Source organism: Alicyclobacillus sacchari (genome assembly GCF_004366795.1).
In the GTDB taxonomy this organism is placed as follows: Bacteria; Bacillota; Bacilli; order Alicyclobacillales; family Alicyclobacillaceae; genus Alicyclobacillus; species Alicyclobacillus sacchari.
This window is the reverse complement of the sequence record NZ_SORF01000020.1, coordinates 1-16,960: the sequence shown is the minus strand read 5'-3', so window position 1 is coordinate 16,960 and position 16,960 is coordinate 1. Positions and strand designations below refer to the sequence as shown.

Genomic DNA, 16,960 nt, shown 5'->3' with positions numbered 1-16,960 from the left:
AACAGGTGCTGAACTTGGAGATGGAGACGGTGGTGTATCACCGTATCGTGAATGCGATGTTCCTCGCGAGCCAGGACGCGGTGGAGGATGTGGTGCCGTCCAGTACGGCGAACGGCCAGCCCATCTTTAACCAGACGGAGGCGGATCAGACCTTCCGGGAGACGCTGGCGAACAACCTCGGACTTGATCCGAACACGCTCCAACCGGTGCCGAATTCGACGTTCCATGTCGCACCGCAGATTGTGGACGAGGAGTTTTACGACTGGAGCAACGCGATCTTCCCGTACCACTACGTCAACAGCGCGTATGGGATTAACGAGACGCTGGATGCCCCTTCGATGGTCGTAGTGGTACAGTTCACGATGCCGAGCTACGCGGCAAACGTGCAGCCTTTCACGGTAATCGTGCCGGTCGTGCAGAGTTATGCTTCCTAGGTCACTGTCATTACTTGCGAATCTTGCGCCGGACCTCTGTTACGATGCCAAGGACATCCACGTCGATATCGCGACAGACAATTGCATCAAATTGCGGGTTGCTGAAGTAGATACAGCAGAGATGCTCGAAGCATCGAACGCGACCGAGGATACCATCTTCCCCCTTGACAGAGACATAACAGATATCTGACAGAGCGGGTTCGTGACTCGTTTTTATGATCAGGATATCTCCGGGAAGGATATGGTCGCCGAGCATGCGTGTATCTTGAGCTTCAATTGCAAAGCCAGTATAACCAGATGATGCTGAAGAGTCGACAAAAAGGAACTCCGTTGCAAATTTCTCGAGGAAAGCGAGATCGTCACCTGCCCGCATCGACTTCAAAATCGGGATACGCACATAATTGCCAAGCACACTGAGCTGCATGGGTTCGATCTCGTTCTCCGAAGAGGAGGTTTCCCCAGTCATGAGGTACTCCGTAGACACGCCATACAACCGGGCAAGCTTGGTGATCGTTTCGAAGTCAGGCTCACGAATACCGGCTTCGTACTTGGCCATCGTGCTAAAATGGACTCCAACCGCTTTGGCGGCGTCCTTTTGCTTGTATCTTGCGCGTTGTCGCGCTAAACGCAGACGCTTTCCCAAAGACTCCTTGTAGTCCAATACGTCTCCCACCACTCATGGGTCATAAGTTCTACTTTGGTTTCAAAGTTACATGACAACTTCCGATTCGGAAAATATATTTGCCCATAAGGATATAAATATTGACATTCCATAAAGGAATACTGGTAAAATCATCTTAGTTGTTATCCGTGGGGAGGTGCTAGATATGAACTCCGTAGTAGAACGAATCGAAAAACTTCGTGCTTCTAGAGGGGTTATGAAACGTCAAATCTCCTTGGTTTGTGGGAAAGACGCAAGCTGGTACTCGAAGATTCTTTCGGGAGAAAGGCGATTGAATATCGACGATCTAGAGAAGATTTCAGAATACTTCGGTGTTCACCCTTGCTATTTCTTTTCGTCAATTGTAGACGAATAGGCATAGATATATATGGTTTTCTGTAAAATCTATACATCATTGCCGCTTCGTCTTCGAATCGTGTCGAACTCAGTCGAGAAGGGGGAGACCCTATGGTCGAATTAGGGCGGGTTCGCAAGGGATGGATTAGTGAGTTCAGCCAATTTCCGAATCGAATCTACGAAACCAAAGTGAGTGGTCATGCAAAGGCGGTATACATCTATCTGTGCCGTCGTGCTGATAGCGAAGGTCAAAGTTTTCCTGGTTATGGAACGATAGCTGAAGAGGTCGGATTCTCGAAGTCTACGATTCAGAGAGCCGTTCGGGAATTGATTGAAGCAGGGTTGTTGCTGAAAGAGTTTCGTGGACGGAAAGAGAGCGGTGAGTTTTTCACAAACTTATACACCATCATTCACCCCGATGACGCGTGTCCTAGGGGTATGGTCTCACAGACTATACCCCCAGAAATCAGGGGGGAGGGTATGGTCACAGAGACCATACGTATGGTCACAGAGACCATACGTATGGTCTGTGGGACCACAGAAGTAGATCCATTAACTATATCCACTAACTTAGATGACGATGAAGATCGCGCGCACGCGCGCATGTTCCACATCGAGGAAGACGAGCGTGATGTTCTTGCCGACCTTCCCGACATGCCAGCAAACATTGCCGTCATTAGTGAGACTCAGGCGGATACATACGAGACTTCCTTGCCTAGTGTAACTTCTCCAAGTGCTTGGACGAGTGATGATGATCCATACATAACCATTGACCAGCGCATGACGATGCACCTGGGACGACCCTACTTCGCCAAAGGCAACGACTATCGCGCGTTAAAGGAACTCACAGCGAGCGGCGTCCCCATGGACTTTATCCTGGCCGGGATTGACTACACTTTCGCCGCGTTCGCCGACCGACGACCGCGGAGCTTCGCGTACTGCGCTGAAGTCATCAAGCAGCGCTGGGCGGCCGAGCTTGCCAAGCGCACGCCGGTCGAGACCGTCAACTGGTCGGAGTATCGGGAAGACTGCGCCAAGCCTCAACCGTCGTCGCATCGGACAAGCCGAACTCGCACATCCCAACCGATACGCAAGGAGCGTGTCCGTGACGAGCGATATGCGGCATTCTATGCGCTCTTTCCAGACGACTGAGGAGGTGGCGTGAGATGGAAGGATATTACACGTACGCCCTTATGAGTCCGACGAGCGAGCATATGATGACGTGTGCATTAGCACCCGACACGTTTGTGGAGGTTCTGCGCGGGGTGTTTGAAGCAATCGGAGTTCGCTTGGATGACCTTGTGCTGCGGATCTACGTACAAGAGGGCGCAGGCGGGTGGCAGCTGGTGCACGGCCGTGTCAAGGACAAGCAGGAGGCACAGCAGACATGTCTTTTGCCTATGCCGCCGGAACCGACGTCCGGTGACCCCCACGCGCATGATGACGCGACGAATCAGGAGATTGGGTATGGGGCGCTGAACTTGTACCGGATACTATGGCAGTCTCGCAAGCGTATCAAAGCGACGAGCTTGAAGACGAAGGTGAAGGTACGGCAATCGCTTCGAGCGTTGGAAGACCAAATGCGGGTGATTGAACAGGCTGTCGAGGGTACGGAATGGTGGGATTTGTTCCGGTTGCGGTATCAGCAGGGCAAGAAGCTCGTGGCCTGCGCGATGGAACTGCACATGTCATCGCGGACGCTGAATCGTGAAATCAGCGACATGGCGGTACACGTGGGGCGGATGCTTGCCACGGTGCTGAAAGAGCGGGAGCTTGCGGAGTTGATGGAGGCCGCCAAGCGCGTGCCAACGATGCCAAGCCGGAAGGGGCGTGTGGTGCGGTTTGAGCAGCGGGCATTGTGGCCCTAAAACAAGTAGGTGCCTTGTCTTGACGCGGGAATACGTTTGCTAGATGATGCTCTCGAAGAGTTGCGTGATCGATTCGTTAGAGTGGCTAGCGGAAACCGTTCGAAGGGTGCATGGCGCGACATGGATTTGAATTTGTGCAAAGAACAGTTCAGTTTTGCATATGTGAATGCCGTTGCAGCAGCTGCGGGGTTTTCGACGGTGCGACCCAGTGTAGACGTTGAGAGCATCGATCTCACGATATGTAGTCAGGATAGGACGGGGCGTTTTCGTTCACCGAAGCTCGATGTGCAACTGAAAAGTACGGCTCAGGACATCCTGTATGAAGAGGTCATAAAGTTCCCTCTCAAGAGAAAGAATTATGACGACCTTATCTTGAAAGACATTTTGGTTCCTAGAATTCTGGTTGTCGTTGTTCTGCCTGATGCCGAGCAAGAATGGTTGTCGCAATCCGAAGATGGTCTTCTTTTGCGACGTTGCGGATATTGGATTTCCTTAAGCGGGAGACCTGAAACAGACAATCAATACTCTGTGATGATTGAGATTCCAAGGAGACAAGTCTTCTCTGTGGAGTCGTTAACCGAAATTATGCGAACTATTGGAAGGGAGGGGAAACTATGAAGGCTTATCTTCGGGATTCGGATATATTGCGAAGAATCCCTCCACGAGAATTGGCCGCGTATTTACGTGCGCAAGGCTGGCATCAAATCAGTCGTATAGGGGATAAGGGCGCCGTGTGGGCGAAAGATGAAGGACGAGATACAGCAGAAATTCTGTTACCCCTAGATCCGTCGCTAGGGGATTATGTACTGCGCATGAGTGAGGCATTGCAAATATTGGAGTCGGTTGAGGGCCGTTCTCAGCTTGAGATTTTGAAGGACATCGAAACCGTGTCGGGTGACTTAATTCGTGTACGGGTGCAACGTAGAGATGTTCATGATGGTACGGTGCCGCTTGAAGAGGGCGTCAAGCTGATTCAAGGAGTGCGGGATTTGCTTGTAGCTGCAGCGAGTGCAGCAGTGTCTCCTAAACCATACTTTCATTCGCGTAGACCGAATCGTGTTACTGAGTACATCCAGAAAGTGCATCTCGGTCAAACGGAACAAGGGAGCTTTGTGGTAACGGCCTTGTCTCGTGTGACACCGGAACTCATGAGAGGTCAGCAGATGCTGTTGTTCGATGATGGGGAGCCTCCGTTTGAGCGCCAAGTCACCATGAAGTTAGCAGACAGCTTGGTGGCAACACGAGAGGCCGCCGAGGTAGCTTCAAGCCTGGGGGTATTTGACGCATTTGAAGAGGGTGTGGAGAGGGGGATTAACGCTAATTTGTGTCAAGCGCTTGAATTCATAGGTGATGAACCTGAAGTCATGCAAGTGGATGTACGGTTTTCATGGGCACCCATACGTCCGATTTCTCGACCGATATCCAGTTACGTGTCGTTCCCATCAGATATGTTGCCGATTATCAAAGAAGCAGGAAGAATGCTTAAAGCCATATCCCCTGTGGAGGATGTAGAACTTCGAGGAGTCGTTGTCAACCTTGCAAGGGAACTCGATGAAGACGCGGGAAGTGTCGTAGTGTACGGTTTTTTAGATGGACAGATTCGCCGGGTTAAGATTCATCTTAGCCATGATCAATATCAACTGGCGATTCAAGCCCATGATCGGAAACAACCTGTGGTGTGCTATGGAGAACTGGTTAGGGAAGGAAATGGTTTTGTACTAAAATCCCCTCGAGGTTTTCGGATCGAGCGAGTTGCTGAAGAGTGATTTGTTTGGGTCTTAGAAACACAAGTAACCGCCCCATCGCGCTCGACTGCCTTGGGGCGGTTACTTTCCGTCAAACAAACATTGGCGAGTGGGACGCACGAGGCAACCATGCCAGGGGAATTCGGAGCTGGCACCTCCGAGTTCCCTATTCAGTTTAAGCATACCATAAGGGAATAATTCTACAATGCCAGACGATGGACATCGCGCAAGGGGAGACGGCGCGGTATACTGGAGGCAAATGAGCACGATGGAGATCGCACGAACCGGAAACGATATTGTGGCGAAACATCTGACCAACGCGTTGGCGGGCGAGGTGCTGTCGGTCATCGGTATTCATAACGCGCGTGTGGTGCGCGCATTGCCGACAGAGTTGCCAAAGGTCGAGGTGCGACAGGAGTTCACGGACATCATGCTGGATCTTGCCGATGGACGATTGCTGCACTTGGAGTTTCAGACCACACGCGAGCCGAATCTGTACCGCTTTGGCACGTACGATTGGGCGATTGCTGAACGGTACAAGCGGCCGATCCGAACGGTGGTGCTGTACACGCGCGACGTGACCGAGGCACCGGAGACGTTGGACGCGGGCAGCATGCACTACACCGTCGAGAATGTGTACCTGGGCCACTTAGACGGGGACGAGGCACTGGAGACCGTGAAGCGCCACCTGTCCGCGCATGAGTGGACGGAGGAAGACCGGGTACGGTTGGCGTTCGCGTTTCACATGCGGTTTGAGCGCCGGACGCGGGATGAAGCGTTTGAGGAGATCGTCGAAGTTGTGCAGCGCGTGCCGGATGTGCACGAGCAGAACTATCTGGCGGCGCTGATTCTCGGCTTCAGCGGGCGCGTGATGGCGGATGAGCAAAAGGAACAGCTAAGGAGGGTGCTGGAGATGACGGATTTGTTGCGTGAGCTGGAGCGGGAGTTTGAGGAGAAGGGAATTCAGAAGGGGTTGCAACAAGGGCTTTTAGAAGGCAAGAGACAAGTTGCACACAATCTGCTGTCAGAAGGCGTACCAACAGAAGTGGTCGAAAAGGCAACGGGGCTATCGCGTGAAGAGTTGGAAGAACTTAAGAAGCATCTGCATTGAAGGTGCTGGAGATGACGGATCTGTTGCGTGAACTGGAGCGGGAGTTTGAGGAGAAGGGAATTCAGAAGGGGTTGCAACAGGGATTGCTCGAAGGCAAACGGGAAGTTGCACATCGTATGCTGGTCAAAGGAGCCAGTGTGCAGGACGTTGTGGAACTTACAGGCTTGGATATCAAGGTCGTGGAGGAAATTCGGCAGAACTTACACTGAAGCTAAAGCGGCCCTCGGAGACTCGGCTGGTCCGGGTCTCTTTTTTGTGTCCGCAAAATCTGGCCTAAAAATGGCGCAAACTCGCATGCCCAGCGTGATACGGTGACTATGATGAGAAGGTTGCAAACTTTGGCGCGAAAGTGGCGCGTTTTGCGTGTTTGGATGCGCTAAAGTCGGCTTGGAAACGGGAAAGGAGGAGATCCAACGTGTGCTAAATTGGTCTTACACTTATTTCATCCAAAGGGAGCGATTCATGATGAGGAAGACCATTGCAGCGATCGTGACGTTGGGGACGGTTTCATCGATGTTGGCGGGAACGGTGTACGCGGCCACAAATACGACCAACGCGCCGAGCACGGGCAACACGGCAAATGCGACGGCGAGCGCGACATCGAACACAACAAGCAACGCGCCGACGAACCCCAACGTGCTCACGCAGAAAAGCGCGGTGTACCAGCTGATTGAGGTGTTCAACACGATCCCGAGCTGGCCGACAGGTCTCCAAAGCATCGATCCTGCCACCCAGAATGCCCAGTGGGATTGGAAATACAAGCCGATTCCACCGTCACAGTGGGTTGGATTGGCGTGTGTATTCCCGGGAGACCCGGAGTCGAAGTACGCGGCCGACTTGGGCATTCAGGTGACGGACCCGAACGGACCGGTCACCGCAGGACAACTGGCGCAGTGGATCGTGGACTGGGAAGTGAAGGCGCGCCACGTGAACATGGCGTGGGAGCCGTCGCAGGACCCGTACACGCTGTTGCAGGACTTCTCGTTCTTCTACGGCACGGACGTGAAGGGGCCGAACAGCGTACTGACCCAGAAGGACATGATGGCGATCCGCAACAACATCGTGGAGGTCAGCCGTGGGTGGCGGCAGTTGGGGTCGAACAGGGTGGAGTTGTTGGCACCGCTTGTTGACGCTGAGTATAGCGTATCTGCGGCATTTAGGGGTCTTGCACGACCGGGATACGAGTTCAAAATGTCTCAATGGCCATCTGTCTATCTCCAATTGATCAAAACTGTGGATTCCCAAAACTACACGTTTCTATCGAATGGAAACGTTGTGTATAGATACACACGCGGTACAGGGTATACCCCAAACATTAATGGGGTGTTCTTGGATTCTAACCAACATGCATACAGTGCTTATTCATTCTCCGATTCCATAGCCGTTAAGGCTTATCAGACAAACAATCCATCTTTACAAGAACAGGCGTTTTACGAGCCAGACTATCAGGTGTTTTCCCCATATGAACATAAGGTGAGTGCTTATGATTCTTCGGTTGGTTTTGTCTCCCCCAAAGTTGGGGAATGGTGTTTTGAATCGGCGACTACTATCACCGATCCCTACAACGCAAGACAAGGTGGATGGGTAGCAAGCGGTTTGACGTTTGAATTTCTGTATTCGAAGGGGAAGTTGCAAAGAGTAGTTCAGTTGCAAGCTGCAGGACTGAATTACCCTTCGGAGGTCATGCAGTATGGATAAAAAGACCAAAATTATTTCGTCCATCACTGCGGGTGGTCTGTTCATTTCGGCTATGCTTGTGAGCTTTTCGCCTGTCGAGGCTGCCATTTCTAACGGAGATTTAGTTCAAGTTAAACTTAATGGAGGTGCGTGGACTAACGGTAACATTCAAGACAATTTCACAGGAACAGGAGACAACATAAGTGTCGGTGGTAATAACGGATCTACGCAAGTTCCTGCGGTGGAAGTAGCCAATCAACAAGCGATGAATGGGTATGGTCCTGGAGATTACATCTTTACTCAAGCTACCGAGATACCAGGGAACGGAGCGAATCCGGTTTGGATTCAACATTTTCTAGGTAACTATGGATTTGTGTTGGAAGATAAATCACAGCCCAGTTCTAAACCTATTTATGGTTACTACGCCGGCTCGGACGTGTACACCCTGTCGGGGTGGTACGCGCAGCCGAATCCGTACAGCAACCCGTACTGGTACGCGCCAGGTCAGTACGTGCACCTGGCGCCGTACGCCAAGCCGTACGTGCGCATCGACAGCGTGCAGAACGGGCAGTCGCTCGTGCCCGGGAGTACGGTCACGGTGACGAATACCAACAACGACCCAAGCGATGACGGGACGGGCAATCCGGACAAAGTGCCTGGTTCGGGCACACCGTCGGGGCTCATCGCGGTGTGGTACTTCAACAACATGGGCACCTACGTGAACGCGGACGTAGGCCACTCGAACGAGGAGGTCGCGACGTATGGGTTCACGCCATGGCAGGACACGTACATCCCGGCTATTGCGCCGACGAGATCGTTTCAGATCACCGTGCCAAGCGGCGCAAGCGGAAGCGGTATGCTCTACTTGTACTACGTCGACGGTATCGACCGCTACTACGAGGCTTCGTATGCCGTGAATACAGCTGCGCCCGTCTCACCGCCGAGCGTGACGATTACAGCAAACCCAACGAGCTTGCCCGCCGGCAAGGGCAGCGTCGTAACGGCGACAGGCAAAAATGTGCCTGCGAATGACTATATCGAACTCAAGGACGTCAGCGGACTGGACACGATAGCGGGTGAGAATACATACAGCGACGGTGTTTACGGGGAAACGTCGCTGAGTCAGACGGTGTACTCTTCAACGCCTGAAACAGCCAAATATCAAGCGGTGATCATCAACGGAAACACAGGGCATGTGGATGCAACGTCGGGCACGGTGTCCGTCACGTGGACAAGCTCCGGCAACACGGGCGGAACAAACGGGAATGGCGGAAACGGTCCGACCATCACGTTGAGCGCGTCGCCGACGTCGCTGGCTACGGGAAAGTATACAGGCGTCACGGCTATCGCGAGTGGAAACACCTCGGGTGACTTTATTGAACTTTCGGATATCTCAGGAGCGGACACATTCGACGGATCGAACACGTTCGAAGATGGCGTAGTGGGTGAGACGGGGTTAAGTGGACCGGCCGTGAGTCAGACACCGCAGACCGTCACGTATCAGGCGAGCATCATCAACGCATCGACGGGGCAGACGGTTGCCATGTCGAATCAGGTGCAGGTGACGTGGAGTAGTGGTTCGACTGGTTCTGGAAACTCCTATTCTCCTGTCAGTATCACATTAAGTGCGAGTCCAACCAGTCTACAGATTAATCAACCCAGTCAGCTCACAGCGACGGTGAATGGCAATACAACAGGAGATTACATTGAGTTTGTCGATATGGGGAACGGCTACACGCTTCAAGGTGCCAATATATATGCAGATCATTTAATTGGAGAGTCGCAATCTGAAGTAAGTGCCATTAGTACGATTGCGCAAACTGGTTCCTATACAGCTGATGTCATTAATGCCAGTACAGGCGCTATCATCGCCCAATCCAATGAGGTGTTGGTGACATGGACGTTGCCGCAGGAGACGATTTATGTGTCGGCTTCGCCAACTCAGCTGAATTCCGGGCAGTCGACAACCATTTCGTATCAAGCTTCAAATTTACAACCAGGCGATAAAGTTGAGTTGAGTGGTGTCGGAGCAAGTCCTCCATTCGAAGAAATGGACACAGCTTCTACAGGATCTTTTACCGATATGCGTAATCCTGCGAATGGACAGTCGGTTACGATCACCTATAGTGCAGAGATTGTAAATGCGGCTGGACAAGTGGTCGCCCATTCGAACTCGGTTGGCGTTACATGGAAGAGCACACCACCTGCAATCACACTAACAGCAGATCGAACATCGAATCAACCGGGAGAATCAGACCATATAACGTATTCCGTGACTGGTACATGGGCACAAGGAGATTACGTCGTCATTCAAGGAACAGGAGGAACGGACGCTTGGAATGTAACTAACGATCCGAACATGTACGATGTGTATACGGAAACCGAAAATCCAGCGTCTGGGCAAACCGTAACCGTGCACTACACGGCCACAGTGTATGACGCGAATGGCGATGCTTTGAGTACCTCCACACTCGATGTGAACTGGGTGAATGCGTGGACAGGCACAATTACGCTGACCGCAAATCCGAAGTATCTGCCAACTGGGCAAAGCACAACACTGACGGCTACGACTTCGGAACCCATTCCGTCGGGGTGGAGCCTAGTCATCATGGACGAGACCACGGGGCAGACGGTTTCGACGTCGGGCACATCGCCGGAAACGGCACAGTATACATCGTTCGATGCCGAGACGGACACTTTCATCGCTTGGTTAAATGATGGATATGAGCAGATTGGAACGGAATCCAACACGCAAACGGTCGTTTGGACTGGATTATCACTTAATGCAAATCCCACCTTGTTACCAGCTGGACAAGCGACAACTTTGACAGTTTCCGGGCAGAATGTCCCGAGCGGAGACTATTTGGTGATTGTGAATGAAAGTACGGGGCAGTTAATCGGCTCCAGTTTGTCAACTCCATATACTGTTCAGGTTACGGAGGGAGAACCACAAACAGATAACTTTGTAGCGTATGTTTCAACTAATAGTGGGACTTCGGGGGAGCTTATGCAAAGCAACACGATGTCGGTAGACTGGTATGGAGTTACTCTAACGGCAACGAAAAACAGGTTATTTGTGAATAATTCCACCACCTTGACGGCAACCGCCTTAAATATGCCATCAGGATATGTATTGGAAATTGAAGATTTATCAACTGGGGGGATTATAGCAACAGGTCAACCAGGGCAAACGGTTGTGAGTTCAGTGCAAACGCGAAACCAGCCCGAAATGGATCAATACGAAGCTGAGGTTGTACAGCCGGGAAATCCTACAGCGCCAAGCATCAACAACAATGGTGGAAGTATTCCTTTCTGGACATTTACACAAATGCCAGGATATATACCATTATCCGCGTTTAATCAAACGGCCATACCAAGTACCAATTATGCAAGGGATATATGGTTCAGTGTGGGAGGTACGGATGTCCCGAATGGTGTTGGATTTTTTCTAGGGTCTTTCTTTCTCTCTAGTTCTCAAGCAGTGACATTCAACATCAATGGGACGGTTGATGACTATGAGCAAGTTTATGTAGATGGCCATGCAATACTCCAAGCAAAATTTGGGGGGAGTGGACAAGAAGATAAGCTGGTTGGTAGTGGAATTCCGGAGTCAACATCGACGACTATACAAATGTCTCCTGGGGAGCATCAAGTTGTCATTGAGGGGTTAAATGACAATGGATTTAGTGGAAGCTTCTTTAATCCTGCGGGCGTAAATTTACAGGTCGTAAGCAACGGTGTAGACGTTTTAGATACTTCAGATGCATCACAGTGGATGTCTACGGGCTACATCAGTCAGTTGCCATCCGGATGGTTTTCGGGGGAAGTAGGAACTTGGTCGTGGGAACAGACGTTGTTGCAGGAAAGTTCGGCACAACCTGTATACCAACAACAAACGTTCACTCTAACGACCCCTGCCGCAAGTGTGTCGGCTACTTCGACACCTGTCTCGGTCACATGGTACAGTTACGATCTTGGACTGTCAGCGACCCCAACCACACTGCGCGCCGGGCAAGCTACGACGCTGACAGCCACCAGCACAACGGGCGGAGGTCCCGGCGATGTGATTGAGATCTACGATGAGACTACAGGCAAGGTTGTCGGCACGAGCACAGCGAATGCGTCAAGCTATTCCGCGACGTGGACAGAAAGCGCACCGACGACAGACACGTTCATCGCGTGGTTTGTGAATCCGTCCGGCGGTCATGACCAGGCGAGCAATATGGTGCAGGTCACGTGGAATCAAGCCAAGCTCACGTTGTCGGATGCGGAGGTCTATCACACGCCTGCTTGGCAGCAGAATCTCGATTCGTACAACAACTACTACACGAACGTCGATCCACAGCCGCAACTCGTGCGGTCGGAGTCGGACTTCTGGGCGGGTGAAGACCTGCTCTTCAAGGTGAAGCCGTCCATCACTGACATTGCCCAAGCCTACGTGTACTTGCCCGCGATCAGCATGAACCCGATGATGCCGCCAGGTTCGCCCGTGAACTGGACGTCGCCGCCGGCAATTGCGCTCACGTACAACCCGTCAGACGGATATTTGGAGGGCGGTATCCCAACGGCATGGGATGAGTGGCTCCAGTACATGCAGGACGGGACGTACACGGTGACGTTCTGGGTGAAGTCGACGGACAATCAGGTTGCGACAGCGCAGGCATCGTTCACCATACGCGATACCTGGGTGAGCGGAAACGACCCCGGAACGTACTTCCATGAACATCAGACCTGGTAGACGAGAGGCCGCCTTCGGGCGGCTTTTTCATGCACCAGATTGGCGTAAAGTTGGCGCAGGTTATTGCGCAGAGATGATAGAGTCATCTTTGGAAGGAGCGAATGTGCAAGATGTGGACAAAACGGTGGACAGGACTTCTTGCCGCTTCAGCGCTCGCGGCGACGATTTCGGGGTGCGGGACGATACCGCATGCGACGTCACAGACATCTTCGAGCTCTATCACCACGCCATCCGTGCATGCGGTGATGGATAGGCTTCCAGGGAATCTCCAAGCGGAGCTGATCGGATTTGACGCGCGCAAGAAGCGAGTTAGCCATTTGCCGATCGCGGTGAAGGGCTCAAATGTGCTGTACATTTCACCGATGGAGCAATATGCGATTCAGCAGTTTCATCAGATTTGGCCACGCATGAAGGTGTATCCCGTGGTGGTATGGACGGGTGTGACCAAGGCGCAAGCGGAGACGATTTGGCGAAAGGAGGGGTATCCGAGCGATCCTCTTCCGTCTGGGCAAACAGAATACGTGTCGCAGACCATTCCGACGCCGGATGCGTATCATCGCGACGGGAAGGCGTGGGTGGAGGTGCCGGGGATTTTGCCTGCTTCACAACTGGAGGATTGGGTGACATTTTTTCATTGAATCTGCGTTTGAATAAGAAATTCTCCTATTGTTTATCGACACATAATGGAGGCTCTGATAGGGTCTGAGCAGGGATTAGGTACAGTGTATGAAAAAGAGACAGGGGGCGGTGCGGGCCGTCCCCTATAATTTTGGCGTGATTCGTGGAATGACGGGCCGTTTTCCTGCCGAGGACCCTGACTGAGGCGCTTGGTGAGATGTCTGGATAGATGAGTTATTCGAGGCGGATGAACTCTTCTAAACGGGGTTCACACCGCCTCGCCCCGCATTTTCGCCTTAGCTTGACTACCGAGTAATTAGAGTTTAAAGAAACGTAGATAATATGAAGACGTATACGTAAACGTTATGTACATATAATATTTATAATATATCTAAATATAAATTATATACACGTATACGTAGACACAATGTAAACTTTTGATATTATAATTATATAACGTTTATGTTTAGTAAACGTATACGTGGTTCTGAAGGGAGAATGAAATGTCGTATGGTCAGACTGGCTGCTGTGGACATTGGCAATGATAGTGTGAAGCCTATCTATGAGGGTGCAAAAGGAGTAGTTTTGCCGAACGTTATTGCTGAAGTACCCGAAGACCGCGGTGTGGTGTCCTTAGAGAGTAGTGTATATGAAGGAATTCACTGTCGAGTGACGAGTCCGTCGCTTGCCAAAAGCGGTGTGTATGCTGTCGGGAATTTGGCTACACGATACCCGTCAAATCAAGAACCAGAACCTGGCGATCTCAAATCAACTAGCGACCAGGCAGTCATCATGCTTTTGGTGGTTCTTGCACTGGATGCCGTACATTACGTGTCGCGCAATGGTAATGGAGTAATTGAAGCTAGGTACGCGTTGGCCACAGGTTTACCGCTGAAGGAAGTGAAACAGCTTGGAGCACAACATGTTTTCCGTGATCGCTTGATGGGCAAAGTGCATGAAGTGGAATTCCTCCAGACTCCACAAATCGGAAAAACTACCGTGCGAATCGAGTTTGAGTCGGTGGATGTGTACAGCGAGGGACAAGCAGCGATGATGCATCTGGTCACCGATGAACATGGTCGTATTCGCAATGAAGAGTTGTTGCAAAAGTCTATTCTTATCAACGACATTGGTGGGCTCTCGACGGATTCAGCAGTCATCGAGCGAGGTGAGCCAGATAACATTAACTCGGATGGCATGAACAGTGGAGTGTCGGAGTATCTGGATCAAATTATTGAACAGGTATATGAACGTTATCACCACCGAATTCGCTCGCGCAGGAATTTAGTCAGAGATGTATTGTTGGCCAAGGATGAGCGAAAAAACCACATCTATGTCGACGGGAAAATGACATCGATTAAGGACGTTGTGGACGATACCCTCATGTCTTGTGCAAGGGCGCAACATGAGCATTTGGAGCGAATGTGGAGAAAAGTATCCGACTTGGAACTCGTGTATCAAATCGGTGGTGGTGCAGCTCTTATACGTCCATATCTGATGCAATTCAACGACAACAGCAAGCGTGTATTCCCACTACGTTGGCAGGAGTCGGCTGAAGAAAGCATTTGGATGATTGTCGAGTCATATTGGAAGATGCTTGTACTCTCCCGTAAAGCTGAAGTTTTTGTAGGGGAAGTGTAAGTCATGCCACGTCGTCCGGATTTTAAGGCGGGGAGTGTTCTGTCCTTCCGCATTCCAGAAAACATCTCTGAAGAGGATCTGGAACATCTAAGCCGTATCGCCAAGCGTTCCACCAGAGGCAGAGCGGGTGCTGTGAGTGAATTTTTTTTCGCTAAGGTCGCGGAGGATCGGATTCAAGAATCACGGAGCGTTACTATTGCGTTGCCTGATGCGACAGATGACGAGTTGAATGTGCTCGATAGTCCGATGTTCAAACGGGCGCTGGTGTTGTTCGCATATCAATTACTAGGCCGTTCGCTGGTATCGATTCCGAATAGCGACGGACGCGAAACTCATACAGAGTTGGCTCGTGAACAAGAGAAACCAAACACGGAATTTCAAGAAGGAACTGTGTTTGAGAATGTGCGGAGCAATACACAGGACATCGACCCCAAAGCTCTGGAATTGCTGAGGAAGCTCAAGGGAACGTGAAAACGTTGTGTATACGTATACTGACTACGTATGCGTTACGTAGACTGTCTGCGTAGTGTAGACGTCGACTTAGGAATACAAATGCGCACTCGGTACAGAACGGGTGCGCATTTTGTTTAACATGGCGTAAAATTGGCGTAATATGACTGATCCCTCCTGTTACGGTAACGGGGAGGAGGGATGACTGTGGCGAAGGGAATGCACCCTGTCACGAAGCTTAATTTGGAGATGATGAAGAATTCGAAAGACCCGTTGGATGTACTTCGGCAATGGCACATTCTCATAAATGCAGTATTTGATACTCTTCTTGATTTGACGGCGGAGGATGACCGGTATCCTGTCACGGAGTATCTGGGTGGTATTGAGGAAGTCAACGCGCGTGTTGAGGAATTTCTGTGGGAAGAAGCAGCGTCACGGCTTGCGCATTACAACCCGGCTTCGAATCTCGTGGAATTCGACCATCTGCCCGAAAATCTCAAACTCAAGCCGATGAAGGGCGGATTTGCAATTCAAAATGTCCCGGTTTGGATGTTGGGACACGGTGCGAAGAAGAAGTTTCATCCGGCCTATCATCGAGACCGTCCGTATGTACGGAGACGTCAGTTGTGGTTTTGGCTCGTTCATAAGCTCAAGATGGACTATCTCACGTACGTGAGGTACTGGGAGAACAGCTTGATTCCGAAGGAACCGCCGCAGTATGCACGAATGCTCGTTCGGTTTGAAACGCCTCCGGAACATTGGATGATCAAAGACTTGGACAAGTATATTCCGTCGATTCACGTGGTCATCAATAGCCTTCGGGATAGCGCACTGATTCGGAGCGACCGTCCTCGCTACTTTTCGTACGCAGTGGAATGGCGTGAATCGATGGACGAAGGGGCTCAGGAGCCTCTGTGCAGTTTCTATGTCTGGACGTCAGCAAACTCGTTTCCTACGTGGGATGAGCCCGAGGTCATTGAGCAGACTGAGTTCCGCATACCGTTAGTGCCGCCAAAAATCACGTCTGAGGATGATTGTCCTGTGTGTGGAAGAAAATTGGCGATTAATCTCGATAACGAAATCTGCACAAAATGGATCTGCAATCATTGTCTCTATGAGCGTAAAAGGAGAAAATAGACATCTTTATCTTGTCACATGCAACACAGATTATCTTGTCATCTGTGATTCTACTGCATGTGAACGTTGCAAGTGACTACGTAGACAAGACAGAAGTAGAGTATTCCAAGGCATTACAACCATTAATCGAAGTCGGAACACGCTTAAGAAAAGTACGAGGGGAGCTTTAGGGACCGGAACCCGTTCAGGGTTTCGGGGTCTAAAGCTCCCAAGCGCGATACGGCACACGGCTTTCGATGAGCGGCTGAACTGGAAGGAGACAACGCAAATGACGAAGCACGGAGAGGCCGAATGGGAGGCGCTAGCGGAAGCGCGGGCGAGCGAAGTAGCACGTGCGATGGTGCGGATGGGCGTCATGACGAACGGACAGATTGCACGATTGCTAGCGATTCACCAAAAGAGCGCACAGAGATTGCTCTTGCGCCGACGGGACATGTTCGAGGTGCAGTACAAGGTGCCGAAGCATGTGACGAGCGGCCGATACGTCGTGCCAGGGAACCGAATCATGTCGTTGTTACGTCTG

Annotated in this window: 15 protein-coding genes and 1 pseudogene; 15 read left to right on the top strand and 1 reads right to left on the bottom strand. The window is 51.3% G+C overall.

What is annotated here, in order from left to right:
• The coding region (locus C7445_RS13255; RefSeq protein ID WP_134161064.1) for a hypothetical protein at positions 1–434 on the top strand (434 nt) is incomplete at its 5' end.
• A gap of 10 nt (positions 435–444) precedes the next feature.
• On the opposite strand, the gene C7445_RS13250 is transcribed toward C7445_RS13255, so the two are convergent.
• Positions 445–1,095: a helix-turn-helix domain-containing protein gene (locus C7445_RS13250; RefSeq protein ID WP_166669151.1), complete on the bottom strand. Its 651-nt coding sequence runs from the start codon at positions 1,093–1,095 to the stop codon at positions 445–447.
• Between the two features lie 166 nt (positions 1,096–1,261).
• Between C7445_RS13250 and C7445_RS15035 the strand changes: the two genes are divergently transcribed.
• The 14 genes and pseudogenes from C7445_RS15035 to C7445_RS13175 all read left to right on the top strand — a co-directional run.
• Positions 1,262–1,471: a helix-turn-helix domain-containing protein gene (locus C7445_RS15035; protein WP_134161060.1), complete on the top strand. Its 210-nt coding sequence runs from the start codon at positions 1,262–1,264 to the stop codon at positions 1,469–1,471.
• A gap of 92 nt (positions 1,472–1,563) precedes the next feature.
• On the top strand, positions 1,564–2,604 hold the full coding sequence (locus C7445_RS13240) for a helix-turn-helix domain-containing protein (RefSeq protein ID WP_134161058.1): 1,041 nt from the start codon (positions 1,564–1,566) through the stop codon (positions 2,602–2,604).
• Positions 2,605–2,618: 14 nt separating this feature from the next.
• Positions 2,619–3,320, top strand: a complete 702-nt coding sequence (locus C7445_RS13235) for a hypothetical protein (RefSeq protein WP_134161056.1) — start codon at positions 2,619–2,621, stop codon at positions 3,318–3,320.
• A 120-nt stretch (positions 3,321–3,440) separates the two neighbouring features.
• Positions 3,441–3,938 carry a DUF4365 domain-containing protein gene (locus tag C7445_RS13230; protein WP_134161054.1) on the top strand — a complete coding sequence of 166 codons (498 nt, stop codon included), beginning with the start codon at positions 3,441–3,443 and terminating at the stop codon, positions 3,936–3,938.
• Positions 3,935–5,086 (top strand): hypothetical protein, encoded by a 1,152-nt coding sequence (locus C7445_RS13225; RefSeq protein ID WP_134161052.1) that lies wholly within the window; start codon positions 3,935–3,937, stop codon positions 5,084–5,086. Before C7445_RS13230 ends, C7445_RS13225 begins: the two co-directional genes overlap by 4 nt.
• Before the next feature lie 247 nt (positions 5,087–5,333).
• On the top strand, positions 5,334–6,176 hold the full coding sequence (locus tag C7445_RS13220; RefSeq protein WP_134161050.1) for an RpnC/YadD family protein: 843 nt from the start codon (positions 5,334–5,336) through the stop codon (positions 6,174–6,176).
• A gap of 11 nt (positions 6,177–6,187) precedes the next feature.
• Positions 6,188–6,385, top strand: coding sequence for a transposase (locus C7445_RS13215; RefSeq protein WP_134161048.1), 198 nt, complete (start codon positions 6,188–6,190; stop codon positions 6,383–6,385).
• 256 nt (positions 6,386–6,641) lie between these two features.
• Positions 6,642–7,874, top strand: coding sequence for a hypothetical protein (locus C7445_RS13210; RefSeq protein ID WP_243835194.1), 1,233 nt, complete (start codon positions 6,642–6,644; stop codon positions 7,872–7,874).
• Positions 7,867–12,591 carry a hypothetical protein gene (locus C7445_RS13205; RefSeq protein WP_243835193.1) on the top strand — a complete coding sequence of 1,575 codons (4,725 nt, stop codon included), beginning with the start codon at positions 7,867–7,869 and terminating at the stop codon, positions 12,589–12,591. The genes C7445_RS13210 and C7445_RS13205 overlap by 8 nt, the downstream gene beginning before the upstream one ends.
• A 110-nt stretch (positions 12,592–12,701) precedes the next feature.
• Positions 12,702–13,229 (top strand): hypothetical protein, encoded by a 528-nt coding sequence (locus C7445_RS13195; protein ID WP_134161044.1) that lies wholly within the window; start codon positions 12,702–12,704, stop codon positions 13,227–13,229.
• Between the two features lie 490 nt (positions 13,230–13,719).
• Positions 13,720–14,850 carry a ParM/StbA family protein gene (locus C7445_RS13190; protein WP_134161042.1) on the top strand — a complete coding sequence of 377 codons (1,131 nt, stop codon included), beginning with the start codon at positions 13,720–13,722 and terminating at the stop codon, positions 14,848–14,850.
• Between the two features lie 3 nt (positions 14,851–14,853).
• Positions 14,854–15,321 carry a hypothetical protein gene (locus tag C7445_RS13185; protein WP_134161040.1) on the top strand — a complete coding sequence of 156 codons (468 nt, stop codon included), beginning with the start codon at positions 14,854–14,856 and terminating at the stop codon, positions 15,319–15,321.
• 186 nt (positions 15,322–15,507) lie between these two features.
• Positions 15,508–16,437, top strand: coding sequence for a hypothetical protein (locus C7445_RS13180; RefSeq protein ID WP_243835192.1), 930 nt, complete (start codon positions 15,508–15,510; stop codon positions 16,435–16,437).
• 268 nt (positions 16,438–16,705) lie between these two features.
• Positions 16,706–16,960 (top strand): annotated as a pseudogene (locus C7445_RS13175) (hypothetical protein); the annotation flags it as partial.

What these genes read in the sequence shown, in the direction of transcription:
- C7445_RS15035 (WP_134161060.1), top strand. Translation starts at nt 1,262, where the DNA reads ATGAACTCCGTAGTAGAACGAATCGAAAAACTTCGTGCTTCTAGAGGG.
- C7445_RS13240 (WP_134161058.1), top strand. Translation starts at nt 1,564, where the DNA reads ATGGTCGAATTAGGGCGGGTTCGCAAGGGATGGATTAGTGAGTTCAGC.
- C7445_RS13235 (WP_134161056.1), top strand. Translation starts at nt 2,619, where the DNA reads ATGGAAGGATATTACACGTACGCCCTTATGAGTCCGACGAGCGAGCAT.
- C7445_RS13230 (WP_134161054.1), top strand. Translation starts at nt 3,441, where the DNA reads ATGGATTTGAATTTGTGCAAAGAACAGTTCAGTTTTGCATATGTGAAT.
- C7445_RS13225 (WP_134161052.1), top strand. Translation starts at nt 3,935, where the DNA reads ATGAAGGCTTATCTTCGGGATTCGGATATATTGCGAAGAATCCCTCCA.
- C7445_RS13220 (WP_134161050.1), top strand. Translation starts at nt 5,334, where the DNA reads ATGGAGATCGCACGAACCGGAAACGATATTGTGGCGAAACATCTGACC.
- C7445_RS13215 (WP_134161048.1), top strand. Translation starts at nt 6,188, where the DNA reads ATGACGGATCTGTTGCGTGAACTGGAGCGGGAGTTTGAGGAGAAGGGA.
- C7445_RS13210 (WP_243835194.1), top strand. Translation starts at nt 6,642, where the DNA reads ATGAGGAAGACCATTGCAGCGATCGTGACGTTGGGGACGGTTTCATCG.
- C7445_RS13205 (WP_243835193.1), top strand. Translation starts at nt 7,867, where the DNA reads ATGGATAAAAAGACCAAAATTATTTCGTCCATCACTGCGGGTGGTCTG.
- C7445_RS13195 (WP_134161044.1), top strand. Translation starts at nt 12,702, where the DNA reads ATGTGGACAAAACGGTGGACAGGACTTCTTGCCGCTTCAGCGCTCGCG.
- C7445_RS13190 (WP_134161042.1), top strand. Translation starts at nt 13,720, where the DNA reads ATGGTCAGACTGGCTGCTGTGGACATTGGCAATGATAGTGTGAAGCCT.
- C7445_RS13185 (WP_134161040.1), top strand. Translation starts at nt 14,854, where the DNA reads ATGCCACGTCGTCCGGATTTTAAGGCGGGGAGTGTTCTGTCCTTCCGC.